We start from the raw sequence: 14,822 nt of genomic DNA on the forward strand, positions 1-14,822 counted from the left end.
ATATGCAATATTAGAATTACTTATTAATTGCCCAGCAGTTGCTTCGATATAATATAAATTAGTATAGTATTAAGTAATAAATAATGTGAGAGAAAAAGATATGCAAAAATCTAAAAAATACGAATGGGCAATAGTTGGTGCCGGTCCAGCAGGTATGGCTACATTAGGCATTTTATTGGATAATGGTGTTAATGCTAGTGATGTATTATGGATTGATCCACTTTTTAAGGTTGGGGATTTTGGAGAAAAATGGGGCGAGGTAAGTAGTAATACTACAGTGGAGCTTTTTCTTAGATTCTTAAATGATATAAAATCGTTTAACTATGCTGAAAAAGATCAAGAGTTTGCTTTAGATGGTTTTGAGAGGCAGGGCTTTACTAGACTAAATGAGGTAACTAAATCACTACAATGGGTTACAAAAGACCTTTTAGCAAGAGTAGATCATAGTCAAGATATGGTTACAGATCTAAAAGTATCTAATGGTGTTTGGGATATCCGTGGTGAAAATGGTCACTATGCTGCTAAGAAAGTAGTTCTTGCTACGGGAGCTTTACCTAAATCATTAAATATCCATAATTTTGAAGTTACAGAAGAGATCAATCTATCAACAGCTCTAACACCTAGTAAATTAAAACAAGAACTTAAATCTGATGATAAAGTAGCAGTTTTTGGCTCTTCTCATTCAGCTATGATAATTATTAGAAATCTATTAGAAGCTGGTGTTAATGATGTAGCTAATTTTTATCTAGAGCCATTAAAGTATGCTGTTAATATGGGTGATTATATTCTTTATGATAACTCTGGTTTAAAAGGTGAGACAGCTAAGTGGGTTAGAAAGAATATTTCTCAGAACTTAGATAGCAGAGTTAAGAGATACTTATCTACAAAAGAGCAGGTTAGTAATCATTTACATAAGTATAATAAAGTTATATATGCAACAGGCTTTCAACAAAGAGTTCCAAGTGCAGAAGGTATTGATGTAAGTCAGTATGACCCCACAACAGGGATTATAGCGCCAGGGCTTTTTGGTGTTGGTATTTGTTTCCCTCAAAAAGTTACTGATCCAAATGGTAATGTTGAACTAAATGTTGGGTTATTCAAGTTTATGCGAGATATTAATAGAATGTTACCTTTATGGATGAGATATGATATCTAAAAAATTATTTTTTCAATAATCTTAACGCATTTATTATTACAATAAGTGTTGTTCCTATATCTGCTGCAATTGCCATCCATAATGTTGCTAAGTCTGCCATAGCTAATGATATAAATATAGCTTTTACAGCTATAGCAAAAGTTACATTTTGTTTTATTATATTTAGTGTTCTTTTGGAATGTTTAATCAGCCATGGCAACTTACCAATATCATCAGACATTAGTGCAATATCAGCGGTTTCTATAGCAATATCATTACCAATGGCTCCCATAGCAATGCCTAGATTTGATCTAGCAAGAGCAGGAGCATCATTAATACCATCTCCAACCATAGCAACATTTTTATACTTATTAACAAGCTCTTCAACTTTTGTAACTTTATCTTCTGGTAGAAGCTCTGCATAGTACTCATCTATACCAGCTTGTTTAGCAATAGCTTTAGCAGTACCATTATTATCGCCAGTAAGCATTACATTTTTGTTAATCCCAGATTCTTTTAACTGTTTTAGAGCTTCGTTAATATTATCTTTTATAGTATCTTGTATACCAATAGCTCCAATTATCTGCTTATCATTTCCAACAAATATTAATGTGAAACCATTTTCTCCAAGCTCAGCTGCTTGCTTATGCAGAGGTTTATTATTACAAAGCTGTTTCTCATGAGCAAAGGCATGGCTTCCTAGCCAATAAGGTGAGTCTTTTATCTGTCCTATTATGCCTTTACCACCAATAACTTTAATATTTAGAGCTTCTTTGATTTGTATGTTATTTTGCTTAGCATAATCAATAATTGCTTTAGAAATAGGGTGATCAATAGTTTGTTCTAAACTAGCAGCTATAGTTATTAATTGCTCTTCAGAGAAATTATCACTGATAATAGTTTGTTTTACTACTGGTAGACCTTTGGTTAAAGTTCCTGTTTTATCAAAAGCAATAGCTTTAAGTTTTGTAGGAATCTCAACGAAGTTTCCTCCCTTTATTAAAACACCATTTCTTGCAGCTCTTGCAAGGCTAGAAACTATCGATATTGGAGTTGATATAACTAGTGCACAAGGACATGCTATTACAAGAATAACTAAGGCTTGATATATCCATTTAATCCATGGCTGAGCTAGAAGTAGTGGAGGAACGATAGCTATTAATATAGCGAGTACTATCATACAAGGCGTATAAATTCTAGCAAATTTATCAACCCACTTTTCTGATGATGAGCGTTTTGATTGTGCATGTTCTATTGCTTGTATAATTTTTGCGATAGATGAGTTACTTGCTGTTTTTGTGGTTTTAATCTCGATTGTTGAGTTGCCATTTATACTACCTGCGAAAACTTCATCACCAACTTGTTTTTCTACAGGAATTGATTCACCTGTAATAGGGGCTTGGTTTATAAAACTATCACCTCTTATAACAATCCCATCAAGAGCAATCTTTTGGCCTGGTTTGATAAGTAGTCTTTTGCCTACATTAATTTCTGCCAAAGGTTTTTCCTCAAATTCTTTATCATGGCAGCAATACACTAAGGCTGTATCAGGTGTTAGGTCCATAAGCTTAGTTATGGCTGAACGTGCATTGCCAACACTCCATGCTTCTAAAACAAGAGATAAAGAGAATAAGAAACTTACAACAGCTGCCTCAAAAAGTTGTCCAATAGCAGCGGCACAGAGTATAGCGATTACCATAAGTAAGTTCATGTCTGCATTTAATCGCTTTAGTGATGAGATAGCTTTTGGAAAAACAAACCAGCTACCAAATACTATAGCCAAGATATAGCTAAGTTGTGATATTAGCGTAAATATCGTACCTGAACCATTATCATTATCTATAAATGCATTTATAAAGCCATGATCAAAAGCATGAAATAAATATGCAAAGACTATGAAGATACCACTAATAGATGTTGTGATTAAACGTAAGTTTTTACTAATAAAACTAGGATTTTGATTATCTGCAATATGCTCATCCCAGGTTGTTGCATTTAGACCTGATTTTTTAATTGATGAAATAATTTCTTTTGCAGAAATATCCTGCTGGTTTATTAAAAGCTTACCATTAAGTAGATCAAACTGCATATTATCTTCTAATACTTTTTTCCCTAAGGCTTTTTTTATAATATTTACTTCTTCGATACAGTCTAAGCCGTATATCTTGAACTCTAGGTATTGATTATTACCATTCATAGTAAGTTCTCCTTTGCATGTATTTCAGGAAGGTGTTCAAGTTTTTCTTTTATCATTTGCTTGATTATTTTTTGATCATTCTGGATAGTGATATCATCTTCAAGTATCTTAAATAGCCAGTTTAATTGTTCTTTATAAATAGAGTTAAAATAAAAGTAATGAAATCGTCCTTGCTTTCGTTTATGGATAAAGCCATTACGTCTAAGGATGTCTAAATGTTTAGAAATAGTTGAATTAGCAAGCTTGAATATATGTGCTAAATGACAAAGGCATAATTCATGCTGATATATCACCATTAAGATTCGAATCCTAGTTTCATCGCTTAAGGCTTTTTGAAAGTCGACTATATCTGCAAGCTTCATTTTAATACCTATATTTCGCTAAATAACGAAATAATATATAAAAATTTATAGATTTTCAATATATATAGCAATTTTATGATTTTTTTAAAAAAAATAGTGTTAAAATCCTTCCACTCAGGATATATAGTCCCTAGCTATGGATAAAAAGAAAGTGTTTGCTTTATTTATAGGTGTTTTTATATTTTTATCAACGATAACTATAGGGTTTTCTTATAAGAAATATGTAAATAAAACCTATAATGAGAATGTGATAAAAACATTTAATTTATCAACAGATAAAGGTTTAAAACTTCTTGATGTGAAAGGTTACCAACAGACTACCGACTATACTTGCGGCCCATCTGTAGTTATTAGTTTGCTTAATTATTATGGTGTTATCAAAGATTCTGATATGAATAAGCAAACTGAATTAAGAATTGCAAAAGAAATGGGAACAAATGATGACTATGGCACAACTGTTGAGCAAATGGCAACATGGTTACAAAAACAAGGCTTTGAAGTGAAGTTTGGGACAGATGGAGATATTAAGCTTCTTTATCAAAATATTAACAAAGGTATTCCGGTGTTAGTAGATTGGATTGACTGGGGAGGACATTGGACATTAGTATCAGGATACCAAAAGCTAGGTAAGACAATAGATGATGATAAGGATATGTTATTTATGATTGATCCAGCGGCACACTTTAATAACGTCAAGACAATATATGGACTTAGTGCTATAAATCCAGATAGATTTCAATATATGTGGCAAGACTCTAAAGGAGTTAGGGGTATATATCTGATAGTAGTTCCTAAAAAATGATCATATCTATAGTTACTCTATAAAAAGAGTAAATACATCTAATAGTTATGAACTTTTATATTAAAACATAACAAGTGTTTACACTTTAGTAACTATAGAATATAGTAGAAATAACGTAGACAGATGGTTTTATATTATGCAGAAAAATATACTAGTTTTAGGAGCAGGTGCATGGGGTACAGCATTAGCTTTACAACTTGCTTATAAAGGGCATAATGTTAAGGTTAGCTCTTGGAGAAAAGAGCATAATCAACAAATGTTAGAAGATAATAATAATCTAAAGTATCTTCCAAACATAGAAAAATTTCCAGATACATTAGAAGCTATTCAAGATTGGAAAACTCATATTGGTGATTTTGATGATATATTGGTAGCAACACCTAGCTCAGGTTTTAAAAGCATTATTTTAGAACTTAAAGAGGTTATGCAACCGCATCAGAATATTATTAGTGCAACAAAAGGCTTTTGTCATGATACTTATGCGTTATTAAGTGAAATTGTTGAGAGTATATTACCAGATGTAAAATTTGCATTATTGACAGGCCCTAGCTTTGCAAAAGAAGTTGCAAATAAGTTACCAACAGCTGTGGTAGTAGCATCAAAAGATATTGATTACGCAAAATATGCTCAGCAGTTATTTAGTAATGAAAATTTTAGATGTTATACAACTACAGATATTGTCGGTGCTCAAGTTGGTGGTGCAGTTAAGAATGTCCTTGCAATAGTAGCAGGTGCAGCTGATGGTATGAAGTTTGGAGTAAATGCTCATGCTGCTTTAATTACACGTGGTCTTGCGGAGATTAAAAAATTAGGACTTAAATTAGGGGCAAGCTCAGAAACGTTTATGGGACTTAGTTGTCTAGGTGATTTGCTTTTAACTTGTTCTGATAACCAATCACGCAATCGTAGGTTTGGGCTTTATCTTGGTCAAGGAATGACTATTGAAGAATCACTTACAAAAGTGAATAATGTCGTTGAGGGTTACTCAACGGCAAAAGCAGTTTATAAGCTTGCTAAAAAGCATGATGTTGATATGCCTTTAGTTTTTGCTGCTTATAAGGTTTTATATGAATGTGTTGAGCCTAAGGATATTGTTAAAGAGCTGATGACTCGCCAATTAAAAAATGAAAATTAATATTTAGCCTCCAGCTACTTCTTTAGGTACATAATCTTTAAGATTTGTTTCTTGCATTCTAACTCTTGTATTAAATGCATAATTTCCTACTTTAACAAGAGGTTTAACAAGAGCTGAGTTCTCCCAAAGACTATTTTCCTTTACTTTATCAAAAGAGTTAAGAGTTGAGCAAACTATTGCAAACACAAAGCTAAAGCGAACTAAAGCAATGAAAAATGCAAATATCGTATTTGAAAGGCTTTCTTTTTCTTTATTATTACGTAGAAATACTTTCATAATACCAAAGATTATTAGGTATGCACCAAGAAGTACTAATATGAATGAAACAACGTATGCGGTTCCAGGATCGCTTATAAATGAGTTAATATAAGCTAGTTGTATTTTTTGTGCTAGAACTCCGGCTAAGACAATAGCAAAAATCATTAAGACCAATAAAACTATATTTTTAAATAATCCTTTTACGGAAGCAAAAAGACTTAATACTAGGATTACTATTATTATAATAATATCTAAAAAGTTAATGCTTTCTAAAAAGTTCATATTTATTTACCCTGATATTATATCTTTTATTTGGCTTAACTTAGTTATTCCAATGATCTCAATATCTTTTTGTGATAATGATTTAGATATATTTGCCTGAGGAACAACAATTCTTTTAAAACCGTGTTTTCTCGCCTCATTTATTCTTTCTATTCCATATGGAATAGGGCGTATCTCTCCTGATAAACCAACTTCACCCATTATTAGCATGTCATGAGGTATTTCTATCTCTTTGATACTTGAGTATATTATTAAGATAAGGGCTAAATCTATACTTGTTTCATTTATCTTAATCCCACCGACAACATTTAAAAAAACATCTTTGTCATATAGATCAATATGCATATAACGTTGTATAACAGCTAAAATCATTGCTAAACGATTACTATCGATACCTACACATAATCTTCTTGGTGGTTGGTTAATATTTTTATCAACGACTAAAGATTGTAGCTCAACTAGTAACGGACGAGTTCCCTCCCAAACAGAAACTATTACACTACCAACAAGATTTGTACGGCCATTATTCAAGAATATCGCTGAAGGGTTTTTGACTTCTTTCATACCCTTATCAGTCATGGCAAATATACCTATTTCATTTACAGCACCGAATCTATTTTTAAGTGCACGCATCATACGGTATCTACCATTATCTTGGGACTCAATAAATATTACAGCATCAACAATATGCTCTAAAACTCTCGGACCAGCTACATCTCCAGACTTTGTGACATGTCCAACTAAGAAAATAGCTATTTCATGTTGTTTGGCAACTTGTGTGATATATGCAGTAGACTCACGTACTTGTGATACTCCTCCAACCATTGATTGAAGCTCAGGGTTATACATAGTTTGAATTGAGTCAATCACAATAACTTCAGGTTTGTGCTTAATGATATAGGTAGAGATTTGCTCAATATTTGTTTCACACATTACCAGGAGTTCATCTTTGGGTAAATTAAGTCTTTCTGCTCTTAATGCGATTTGCTCTAGAGATTCTTCTCCGCTTACATATAGAACCTTTTTGTTCAAGGATAAAAAAGCCATTATTTGAAGTAAAATAGATGATTTACCAATACCAGGGTCTCCACCAACTAGGGTTACAGAGCCTTTAACTATTCCACCACCAAGGACTCGATCAAATTCGGTGATACCTGTTGATGTACGAGAATATTCTTTGCCTTTTATATCTGAAAGAGCAGTTGCTTTTGAGATGCTTCCTGAAAATCCTGCTCGAGATTTTGGAGTTTTTTTAGTATCTATTTGAATTTCTTCAACTAAGGTATTCCATTGGTTACAGCTATAGCATTGGCCTTGCCAACGCGGAGAAGTAGCACCACATTCCTGACAGACGAAAATAGTTTTTTGTTTTGACATAATAAATTACTTTACTTTATAACCTAGTAGATATTTATTAAGGACTCTTTCTGTTTCTGAGGCATTTGGCCCTATAAACTGCACCATATAACGGTATTGATTAGTACTCTCTTCATTAGATGAGCGAATACTCTTTGGATATATAGAAATGATTCGTGCTTCACAACCAACTTGTTCTTTAAGCTCAGTTAGAGTAATTGATACTCTGATGATATCTCCAAGCTTAAAGACCTTATGTGAGTTTATCTCCATACCACCATCTTTAATTATTCTAAAATGGATATAATAAAGTTGTTCACGATGATCAAAAGTAAACTCAAGCTCTTGTTTTATATCTTTTTCACTATAATCTACAGTTATTTTACCTTCAACTATTTCATTATCAAAGCTAGAATCTTCTGCCTCAACCTCTTCTTCCTTTTGGGATACATCTGTTTCGCGACTTACTTCTTTTTCTTCTTCAAAGTCATCACCTAGTATGGATGTGTCTAAACCTTGGCTTTCATCTAAGTTAATCTCAATAACGTTAACATTTTCATCTGAACTATCATCATCTTCATCATCAATATCGAATTCAGAAGTATTAGAATGTTTAACTTCATTTTCAAACTCATCATCAAAGTCATGACTATCTGTAAGTTCGCTATGTTTATCTAGTTGAGGTTTTTGAGTTTTTTCACCAAGCATGCTAGATCGAGGATTTTTCTTTTTAGTTTCCTCTTCTTTACTACTACCAGTACCTTTTTTAAGAAGATCTAATCTACTACTCATTTTATGTGCCTCTTTGATATTGATCTAAATATCTTATAACTAAGATATATAATACTTGAAAGTAAAATAAGTATAAATATAGATAGGTATTTATTATGAGATATCCAATTAGATATATCTATATGATTGACAAATTTTAAGATAGCATGGCCAAATAAGTAGCCGAGTGTGATATAAATAAAAGCCCATACAAAACTACTCAATGCATCTAGGCTAATAAATTTTAATTTACTAACATTACTTAGACCAACTATTAAAATAGTGATTGTTCTTAATCCATATAAAAACCGAATGCTAAGAATAGCCAAGGACTCATATTTTTCTAAAAATTTGGAGGCTTTTTTAGCTTTGTAATTCCAAGAAGCTTTTCTTTGTATCAGTTTTTTACCTATAAATTTAGAAAGAATAAATATTGTGTTATCATGAGCAATAGCACCTAAAGTTGCAGCTATAATTACTAAAGGATAACTAAATAATGTAGCGGCAGTAGCAATGCCTACCATAATTAGAAAGATTTCTCCCTCTATAAATACAGCTAATGCTACAGCTAAATATCCCCAATCAATTAAAAGACTCCAAAACTCCTGCTGACTCATGATTACTTGTGATAAGCTTTTGTAATTAATAGCTCATCTAGTATGACTAATGCTAGCATAGCTTCAGCTATCGGAACACCACGTATACCAACGCAAGGATCGTGTCTTCCTTTAGTTATAACTGTTGTATCACTTCCATCTGTATTTATACTTTTACCTGGCTGTAAGATACTAGATGTAGGTTTAAAAGCTAATTTTGCTGTTATATTTTGTCCTGTAGAGATTCCGCCAAGTATTCCTCCAGCGTGATTTGTTAGGAAGCCTTGATCATGAGTTATCTCATCACGGTGTTGGCTACCTCTTTGAGCAACACAATCAAATCCATCACCAATACTTACCGCCTTAACGGCATTTATACTCATTAGAGCATGAGCAATATTTGCATCAAGTCTGTCAAAAACAGGTCTACCTAACCCAGCTTCTAAGCCGGTTGCAACAACTGTTACTTCAGCACCTATTGAGTCACCTTCTTTACGAATTTTATGAATTAGTTCTTCACAGTTTTTGATAGCATTTTTATCAGCAATAAAAAAAGGATTTTGATTTATGAAATCTTTTTCTTTAAAGTCTATTTTTAGATCTCCTATCTGCGAGCAATATCCATAAATCTCAATATTATGTTGTTTTAAAATTTTTTTAGCTATCGCTCCTGCGGCAACTCGCATAGCAGTTTCTCTTGCTGAAGATCTGCCACCACCTCTATAGTCGCGAATTCCATATTTTTTAAAATATGTATAATCAGCGTGACCAGGTCGGAATTTATCTTTTATTTCACCATAATCTTTTGACTTTTGATCTTGGTTTTTTATGATTAACCCAATAGGAGTTCCTGTTGTTTTTCCTTCAAAAATCCCCGAAATTATTTTGACTTCATCTGGTTCTTTACGTTGAGTTGTGAATTTTGATTGTCCTGGCTTACGTCTGTCTAGATCTACTTGAATATCTTCTTCGCTCAGAGGTATATTGCTTGGACAACCATCAATAATAGCAGCAAGAGAATCTCCATGACTCTCACCACATGTTGTTACTGTAAAAATTTTACCAAAAGTATTTCCTGACATGCTTGATAATAATAAATAGTTTATGAGCTTTATAATAACACAAATACTATTTTTATTTTATGGGTATATAGGCCTGATTTATAAGTTTATAGATATGGTTACAGAATTAGAGTATGTTTTAATATGAAGAATGTAACAGCTATCATCAAAGATTTAATTATTGCAGGAGGTATTAGTGCTAAAACGCCATTATAAAAAGCTTTTTTATATCCTATTAGAAAAGTCAGTCGGCAAAATCCACAAGTAATTATTATAAGATGAACAATGATCATCCAGCTAAATATAATCCATATACTTTCAGTCGAGAAGTTTGAGGTTTTCTTTAAAAAGTAAAAACAGACTGCAACAACAAGAAAGCCAATAATATACCCTCCAGTAGGACCGAGTAAAACTTTTACACCTTTAGAATTATCTGAGAATGTAGGCAATCCAAGAATACCTATAATTACATAAGAAAATATACTTAGTAGAATCATTTCTGATGGAGCTAGTAATACAATAAGTCCTATTACATATGTTTGTAAGGTTATGGGAGTTGGTAGTGATTTTATACGAATACTTACTTTAGAAAATACAATTAGCGAAAGTAGTGATAAGAGAAAATAAATAATCTTATGGTATAGCAAAATAATCCCCTCTATTTACTTAAAATGAGTATTTTATATTAGGCGTAACTAACTTATTGATGTTTTTTATAATATATTTTTTGGATTAGTAAAACTATTATTACTGGTAGAATTGAGCCGGCATTAATTTTATATACCTGATCCCAAGAGAAAAATATACAGCTTGATAAGTATAAACAGGTGCCTATTAAAGCTATAATTATGAAAGTGAAGCTATATCCATCAGCTCTTTTTTGTTGATAGTTTTTATAGATTTGAGGGAACCAAAAAAATATACTTATAGTGAAACCAATATATTGGGCAATTTTGTATACAATCGCTGAGTTTGAACCCATCGCTAACATTGCTATTGCAAAGCATAATATAAATAGAAAATTAGCTTGTTCAGGAACCTTTTTTGATAAAAAAGTTATTTGCATTTGTTGAATACAAACACCCAGTAGGTAAAGGATAGCTACAACAGCATATTGCCATTGATATCCACATCCAATAGTTATAACCATATCACATAGTACAGAAACAAAAATAGCAAATTGCGATAAAATACTAATATTAGATAACCTTTCCCTATGCTTCATATTATGTATGATTTGAGGGACATATTGTATTGAATATGCAAGAAAACCAGCATTTAGGATTATTGTTCCAACAAGTTCCTTAGTGATAATAACAACCTCAATCTAAGTAAGTGGTTTATTAATATTATATAAGTATTTTATTAAATATATTATCTTTATTTTAAATTTTTGTTAAAAAGATATAAGTATGCGCCATAGCCATCTTTTTCCATGTCTTGTTTAGGAATAAATTTTAGAGCAGCTGAGTTCATACAGTATCTTTTACCAGAAGGTTGAGGACCATCATCAAATACATGACCTAAATGAGATTTGCCATATTTAGATAAAACCTCTGTTCTAGTCATAAACCAGCTATTATCAGTTTTTGTGATAATAAAAGATTTATCAATTGGTTTTGTAAAGCTAGGCCAACCTGTTCCTGAGTCATATTTATCTGTTGAGCTAAATAGAGGCTCTCCTGAAACTACATCTACATATATACCTTGTTGATGATTGTTCCAATATTTATTGTTAAATGCTCTTTCAGTACCTCCTTTTTGAGTTACGTAATACTGTAGCTTACTGAGTTTGCTTATAGCTTCTGACTTATTATAATTTTGCCATTTAGATGATTCAGATAAAGCAATTATTGGAATGCTAAACATTAATAAGATTAAGAATCTTTTCATAATAGAAATAAGCTCCATTATAATGTTTTATACTTTGATTCTAGCATAATTAAGATAGTAGTTGAGAAGTTCTAATATTAAGTATTTTTTAGATTAGAAATTTTTTACATGGATTATGCCTGTAAATATTTGTATTATGAATAATGTAGATACTTGATATTTTGGAGGTATGCGTGGTTATAAATACATCTTATAAGATATTGGGCATGAGTTTGGTTTTAGTAGTTCTTTCAGGTTTTTCTCTTTTTGAAGAAAAGCAATATGATCGTGGCCATGATGGCGAGTTAATTGTACATATGAAAAATACTCAAACGAATAAAGAAGTTGGTACAGTTACAATATCTCCATATATCCAAGATGGCAAGCAAGAGGGTATGTTGATAACGCCACATTTATATAATTTACCAAAATCAACTACTCATGGTATGCATATACATGTAAATCCAAGCTGTGCTAACAATGGTAAGTCTGCAGGAGGGCATTGGGACCCACAAAATAGTGGTAAACATTTAGGTCCATACAATGAAAATGGACACAAGGGAGATTTGCCTGTTCTTGTGGTTAATCCTAATGGTACTGCTACAAAAGCTGTTCTAGCACCAAAACTAAATTCTTTAGAAGAGTTAGAGGGGCATAGTTTAATGATCCACGAAGGTTCTGATAACTATTCAGATATTCCTAAACCTCTTGGCGGCGGTGGCGGTAGAATGTGGTGTGGGATTATTTCGGACTAGTTTTATGTATAATGATTCATTGATTCGTTTAAGTTTTTTTATTGGTATATTTTTGATTGTAGCGTTATGGGAGCTCATTGCTCCTATGAGGAAGCTGAAAATTTCAAAGAAAAAACGTTGGTTTAGTAATTTAGTGCTAGTAGTATTAAATACCTTAGTACTTAGAATCGTTTTTCCTACTACAGCTGTTGGAGTTGCACTACTTTGTAATGAGTATAGTCTAGGTTTACTTAATATACTAGATATACCTTTATGGTCTAAAGTTACTATAGCATTTTTAGTTTTAGATTTTGCAATATATACTCAGCATGTATTGTTTCATTATTTACCTTTACTATGGAGATTTCATAAGGTTCATCATGTTGATTTAGATTATGATGTTACTACAGGGTTACGTTTCCATCCTGTTGAGATAGTTTTATCAATGCTAATAAAATTTGCTGTAATATGCTTTATTGGAGCACCTGTGTTAGCTGTAATTATTTTTGAGATTACTTTAAATGGACTTGCTTTGTTTAACCATGGTAATATTCGACTTTTTAAAAAGTTAGATAGTTTTTTGAGGTTTTTTATAGTCACTCCAGATGTTCATCGAGTTCATCACTCAACTATACCATCTGAAACGAACTCAAACTTTGGTTTTAATTTAATTTTTTGGGATAAGATTTTAGGGACGTATAAAAGCCAACCTAAAAAAGGACATATATTGATGGATATAGGTTTAGATCAGTATACAGATTCAAATATTACCCAGAGCCTCAAAAATATGCTTAAAATACCTTTTTTAAGGAAGTAGGCGAGGTTACTAGTTTAGTATTTTTCTTTTTTGATAAATAAAAATATACTAAACAAGGTACAACTACCGCAGGTACACCAAAATAAAAAGCACCTCTTAACTCATCATTGAATAATGTTAGAATTAAGCATAGCACTTGTATCCATATTCCAAATAGAGAAATATATGGGAATAATGGTGCTTTAAATAACATTTTGTCATCAATTTTTTTCTTTATAAGTTGCTTTCTAAAGTTATATTGCGACCAGCATATACAGATCCAACAAATTGTAGCGGTGAATCCTGACATTGCTAATAAGTTAGTAAAAGCAGCTGATGCTGATAACTTAAAAGATAATATTAGAAATATCCATATTGCTGCAATAGTTACATAAACAGAATAGTGAGGTATTGAAGCTGAATTTAATTTTCTAAATATGCTTGGAGCCATTCTTGGTTTAGATAAACCATATAGTGAACGTACAGCAGCATAAAAACCACTATTAGCACAAGAAAAAGCTGCTATTAAAACAACAAATGCAAACATACCCGCAAGCTTATCTAAATGATAGTGTTGCAATGCAACAGCAAAAACAGAGTCATTTAGATTCATTTTTTGCCAAGGGAAAATTGTAGCTAGTAGAAAAACAGGTATTACATATAGACCGACAATTCTCACGGCTACATGTTTTGCTATTCTAGGCATTTGTTTTTCAGCATTATTTGACTCACTTGCTGCTAGACCTATAATTTCTGAACCTTGGAAGTTAACTAGTAGTATGACCATTGTCGTTATTAATATCAACTTTCCTTTGGGAAAGAAACCTTCTTCGCCAACAATATAAGTGCTTCCTAAAACAGTATCTGTACCATTTTTTATAACATTGAAGAATATTAATATTGCAATTATACTAAATAACCCAAGAGCTATAATTTTTATAAGAGCTAACCAGAACTCAATTTCACCAAAGATTTTTACTTTAGTCAGGTTTATAATAGTTATAAATAACCCAAATAGAGATGCCCATATAAAAGTAGGGACAGATGGAAAAAATGTATGCATAATTATTCCACCTGCAATACATTCTGATGGTATGTAAACTACCCAGTTAAGCCAATAAGACCATCCCATGCCACATGCTATAGAGGGTGATACATATTTAGCTGTGTAATGAATAAAAGATCCAGAATTTGGAGAGTTAGCGGTTAACTCTGCTAAACACAAAGTAACTATGTACACGATGGCTCCTGCTAATATATAAGCTAAAATAGCTGCAGGACCAACCTCTGAGAGAACATATCCTGTTCCTAAAAAGAAACAAGACCCAATAATGCCGCCAAGAGCTATTAGCTCAATATGGCGAGGTTTTAGAGTTTTAGCTAATGCCATATCACTACCTCCAAAATTGTTATACACAAAGTACCTGAAAATACAGATTTTTATTTTTTTATTTATTGGTTGTTT

16 protein-coding genes are annotated in these 14,822 nt (G+C 32.1%); 5 read left to right on the top strand and 11 right to left on the bottom strand.

Annotation, left to right across the window (positions count from 1 at the left end):
• Window positions 1-100 precede the first annotated feature (100 nt).
• A complete protein-coding gene (locus tag FIP56_RS01990; RefSeq protein ID WP_192577306.1) occupies window positions 101-1,156 on the top strand; it encodes an FAD-dependent oxidoreductase in 1,056 nt (351 codons plus the stop codon).
• 4 nt (window positions 1,157-1,160) lie between these two features.
• Here FIP56_RS01990 and FIP56_RS01995 read toward each other — a convergent pair whose 3' ends face one another.
• Together FIP56_RS01995 and FIP56_RS02000 are read right to left on the bottom strand one after the other, a co-directional pair.
• Window positions 1,161-3,332, bottom strand: a complete 2,172-nt coding sequence (locus FIP56_RS01995) for a heavy metal translocating P-type ATPase (RefSeq protein ID WP_192577307.1) — start codon at window positions 3,330-3,332, stop codon at window positions 1,161-1,163.
• Complete coding sequence (locus FIP56_RS02000; RefSeq protein ID WP_192577308.1) at window positions 3,329-3,694, bottom strand: metalloregulator ArsR/SmtB family transcription factor; 366 nt, start codon at window positions 3,692-3,694, stop codon at window positions 3,329-3,331. The genes FIP56_RS01995 and FIP56_RS02000 overlap by 4 nt, the downstream gene beginning before the upstream one ends.
• 136 nt (window positions 3,695-3,830) lie before the next feature.
• Between FIP56_RS02000 and FIP56_RS02005 the strand changes: the two genes are divergently transcribed.
• On the top strand, window positions 3,831-4,496 hold the full coding sequence (locus FIP56_RS02005; protein WP_192577309.1) for a C39 family peptidase: 666 nt from the start codon (window positions 3,831-3,833) through the stop codon (window positions 4,494-4,496).
• A gap of 136 nt (window positions 4,497-4,632) precedes the next feature.
• On the top strand, window positions 4,633-5,631 hold the full coding sequence (locus FIP56_RS02010; RefSeq protein ID WP_192577310.1) for an NAD(P)H-dependent glycerol-3-phosphate dehydrogenase: 999 nt from the start codon (window positions 4,633-4,635) through the stop codon (window positions 5,629-5,631).
• A gap of 3 nt (window positions 5,632-5,634) precedes the next feature.
• On the opposite strand, the gene FIP56_RS02015 is transcribed toward FIP56_RS02010, so the two are convergent.
• The 8 genes from FIP56_RS02015 to msrB all read right to left on the bottom strand — a co-directional run bounded on the left by FIP56_RS02015 (window position 5,635) and on the right by msrB (window position 11,848).
• Window positions 5,635-6,171, bottom strand: a complete 537-nt coding sequence (locus FIP56_RS02015; RefSeq protein ID WP_192577311.1) for a CvpA family protein — start codon at window positions 6,169-6,171, stop codon at window positions 5,635-5,637.
• Between the two features lie 6 nt (window positions 6,172-6,177).
• On the bottom strand, window positions 6,178-7,548 hold the full coding sequence (gene radA / locus FIP56_RS02020) for a DNA repair protein RadA (RefSeq protein ID WP_192577312.1): 1,371 nt from the start codon (window positions 7,546-7,548) through the stop codon (window positions 6,178-6,180).
• A gap of 6 nt (window positions 7,549-7,554) precedes the next feature.
• Window positions 7,555-8,319 (bottom strand): PilZ domain-containing protein, encoded by a 765-nt coding sequence (locus tag FIP56_RS02025; RefSeq protein ID WP_192577313.1) that lies wholly within the window; start codon window positions 8,317-8,319, stop codon window positions 7,555-7,557.
• Window positions 8,316-8,915 (bottom strand): DedA family protein, encoded by a 600-nt coding sequence (locus FIP56_RS02030; protein WP_192577314.1) that lies wholly within the window; start codon window positions 8,913-8,915, stop codon window positions 8,316-8,318. Before FIP56_RS02030 ends, FIP56_RS02025 begins: the two co-directional genes overlap by 4 nt.
• 2 nt (window positions 8,916-8,917) lie before the next feature.
• On the bottom strand, window positions 8,918-9,976 hold the full coding sequence (gene aroC / locus FIP56_RS02035) for a chorismate synthase (protein WP_192577315.1): 1,059 nt from the start codon (window positions 9,974-9,976) through the stop codon (window positions 8,918-8,920).
• 98 nt (window positions 9,977-10,074) lie between these two features.
• Window positions 10,075-10,602, bottom strand: coding sequence for a biotin transporter BioY (locus FIP56_RS02040; RefSeq protein WP_192577316.1), 528 nt, complete (start codon window positions 10,600-10,602; stop codon window positions 10,075-10,077).
• A 53-nt stretch (window positions 10,603-10,655) separates the two neighbouring features.
• Window positions 10,656-11,282, bottom strand: a complete 627-nt coding sequence (locus tag FIP56_RS02045) for a PQ-loop repeat-containing protein (RefSeq protein WP_348633317.1) — start codon at window positions 11,280-11,282, stop codon at window positions 10,656-10,658.
• A 53-nt stretch (window positions 11,283-11,335) separates the two neighbouring features.
• Window positions 11,336-11,848 carry a peptide-methionine (R)-S-oxide reductase MsrB gene (msrB, locus tag FIP56_RS02050; RefSeq protein ID WP_192577317.1) on the bottom strand — a complete coding sequence of 171 codons (513 nt, stop codon included), beginning with the start codon at window positions 11,846-11,848 and terminating at the stop codon, window positions 11,336-11,338.
• Between the two features lie 179 nt (window positions 11,849-12,027).
• On the opposite strand from msrB, the gene FIP56_RS02055 reads away from it, so the two are divergent.
• Both FIP56_RS02055 and FIP56_RS02060 read left to right on the top strand, forming a co-directional pair.
• Complete coding sequence (locus tag FIP56_RS02055) at window positions 12,028-12,582, top strand: superoxide dismutase family protein (RefSeq protein WP_192578832.1); 555 nt, start codon at window positions 12,028-12,030, stop codon at window positions 12,580-12,582.
• A gap of 4 nt (window positions 12,583-12,586) precedes the next feature.
• Window positions 12,587-13,378, top strand: a complete 792-nt coding sequence (locus tag FIP56_RS02060) for a sterol desaturase family protein (protein ID WP_192577318.1) — start codon at window positions 12,587-12,589, stop codon at window positions 13,376-13,378.
• On the opposite strand, the gene FIP56_RS02065 is transcribed toward FIP56_RS02060, so the two are convergent.
• A complete protein-coding gene (locus FIP56_RS02065; RefSeq protein ID WP_192577319.1) occupies window positions 13,353-14,747 on the bottom strand; it encodes an amino acid permease in 1,395 nt (464 codons plus the stop codon). The two genes, FIP56_RS02060 and FIP56_RS02065, sit on opposite strands and share 26 nt — an antisense overlap.
• Between the last annotated feature and the right edge of the window lie 75 nt (window positions 14,748-14,822).

The organism is Francisella sp. LA112445 (genome assembly GCF_012224145.1).
Classification (GTDB): Bacteria; Pseudomonadota; Gammaproteobacteria; order Francisellales; family Francisellaceae; genus Francisella.

Bases quoted from the DNA above. Each gene is read 5' to 3' on its own strand.
- FIP56_RS01990 (WP_192577306.1), top strand. From the start codon at position 101: ATGCAAAAATCTAAAAAATACGAATGGGCAATAGTTGGTGCCGGTCCA.
- FIP56_RS01995 (WP_192577307.1), bottom strand. From the start codon at position 3,332: ATGAATGGTAATAATCAATACCTAGAGTTCAAGATATACGGCTTAGAC.
- FIP56_RS02000 (WP_192577308.1), bottom strand. From the start codon at position 3,694: ATGAAGCTTGCAGATATAGTCGACTTTCAAAAAGCCTTAAGCGATGAA.
- FIP56_RS02005 (WP_192577309.1), top strand. From the start codon at position 3,831: ATGGATAAAAAGAAAGTGTTTGCTTTATTTATAGGTGTTTTTATATTT.
- FIP56_RS02010 (WP_192577310.1), top strand. From the start codon at position 4,633: ATGCAGAAAAATATACTAGTTTTAGGAGCAGGTGCATGGGGTACAGCA.
- FIP56_RS02015 (WP_192577311.1), bottom strand. From the start codon at position 6,171: ATGAACTTTTTAGAAAGCATTAACTTTTTAGATATTATTATAATAATA.
- radA (WP_192577312.1), bottom strand. From the start codon at position 7,548: ATGTCAAAACAAAAAACTATTTTCGTCTGTCAGGAATGTGGTGCTACT.
- FIP56_RS02025 (WP_192577313.1), bottom strand. From the start codon at position 8,319: ATGAGTAGTAGATTAGATCTTCTTAAAAAAGGTACTGGTAGTAGTAAA.
- FIP56_RS02030 (WP_192577314.1), bottom strand. From the start codon at position 8,915: ATGAGTCAGCAGGAGTTTTGGAGTCTTTTAATTGATTGGGGATATTTA.
- aroC (WP_192577315.1), bottom strand. From the start codon at position 9,976: ATGTCAGGAAATACTTTTGGTAAAATTTTTACAGTAACAACATGTGGT.
- msrB (WP_192577317.1), bottom strand. From the start codon at position 11,848: ATGAAAAGATTCTTAATCTTATTAATGTTTAGCATTCCAATAATTGCT.
- FIP56_RS02060 (WP_192577318.1), top strand. From the start codon at position 12,587: ATGTATAATGATTCATTGATTCGTTTAAGTTTTTTTATTGGTATATTT.
- FIP56_RS02065 (WP_192577319.1), bottom strand. From the start codon at position 14,747: ATGGCATTAGCTAAAACTCTAAAACCTCGCCATATTGAGCTAATAGCT.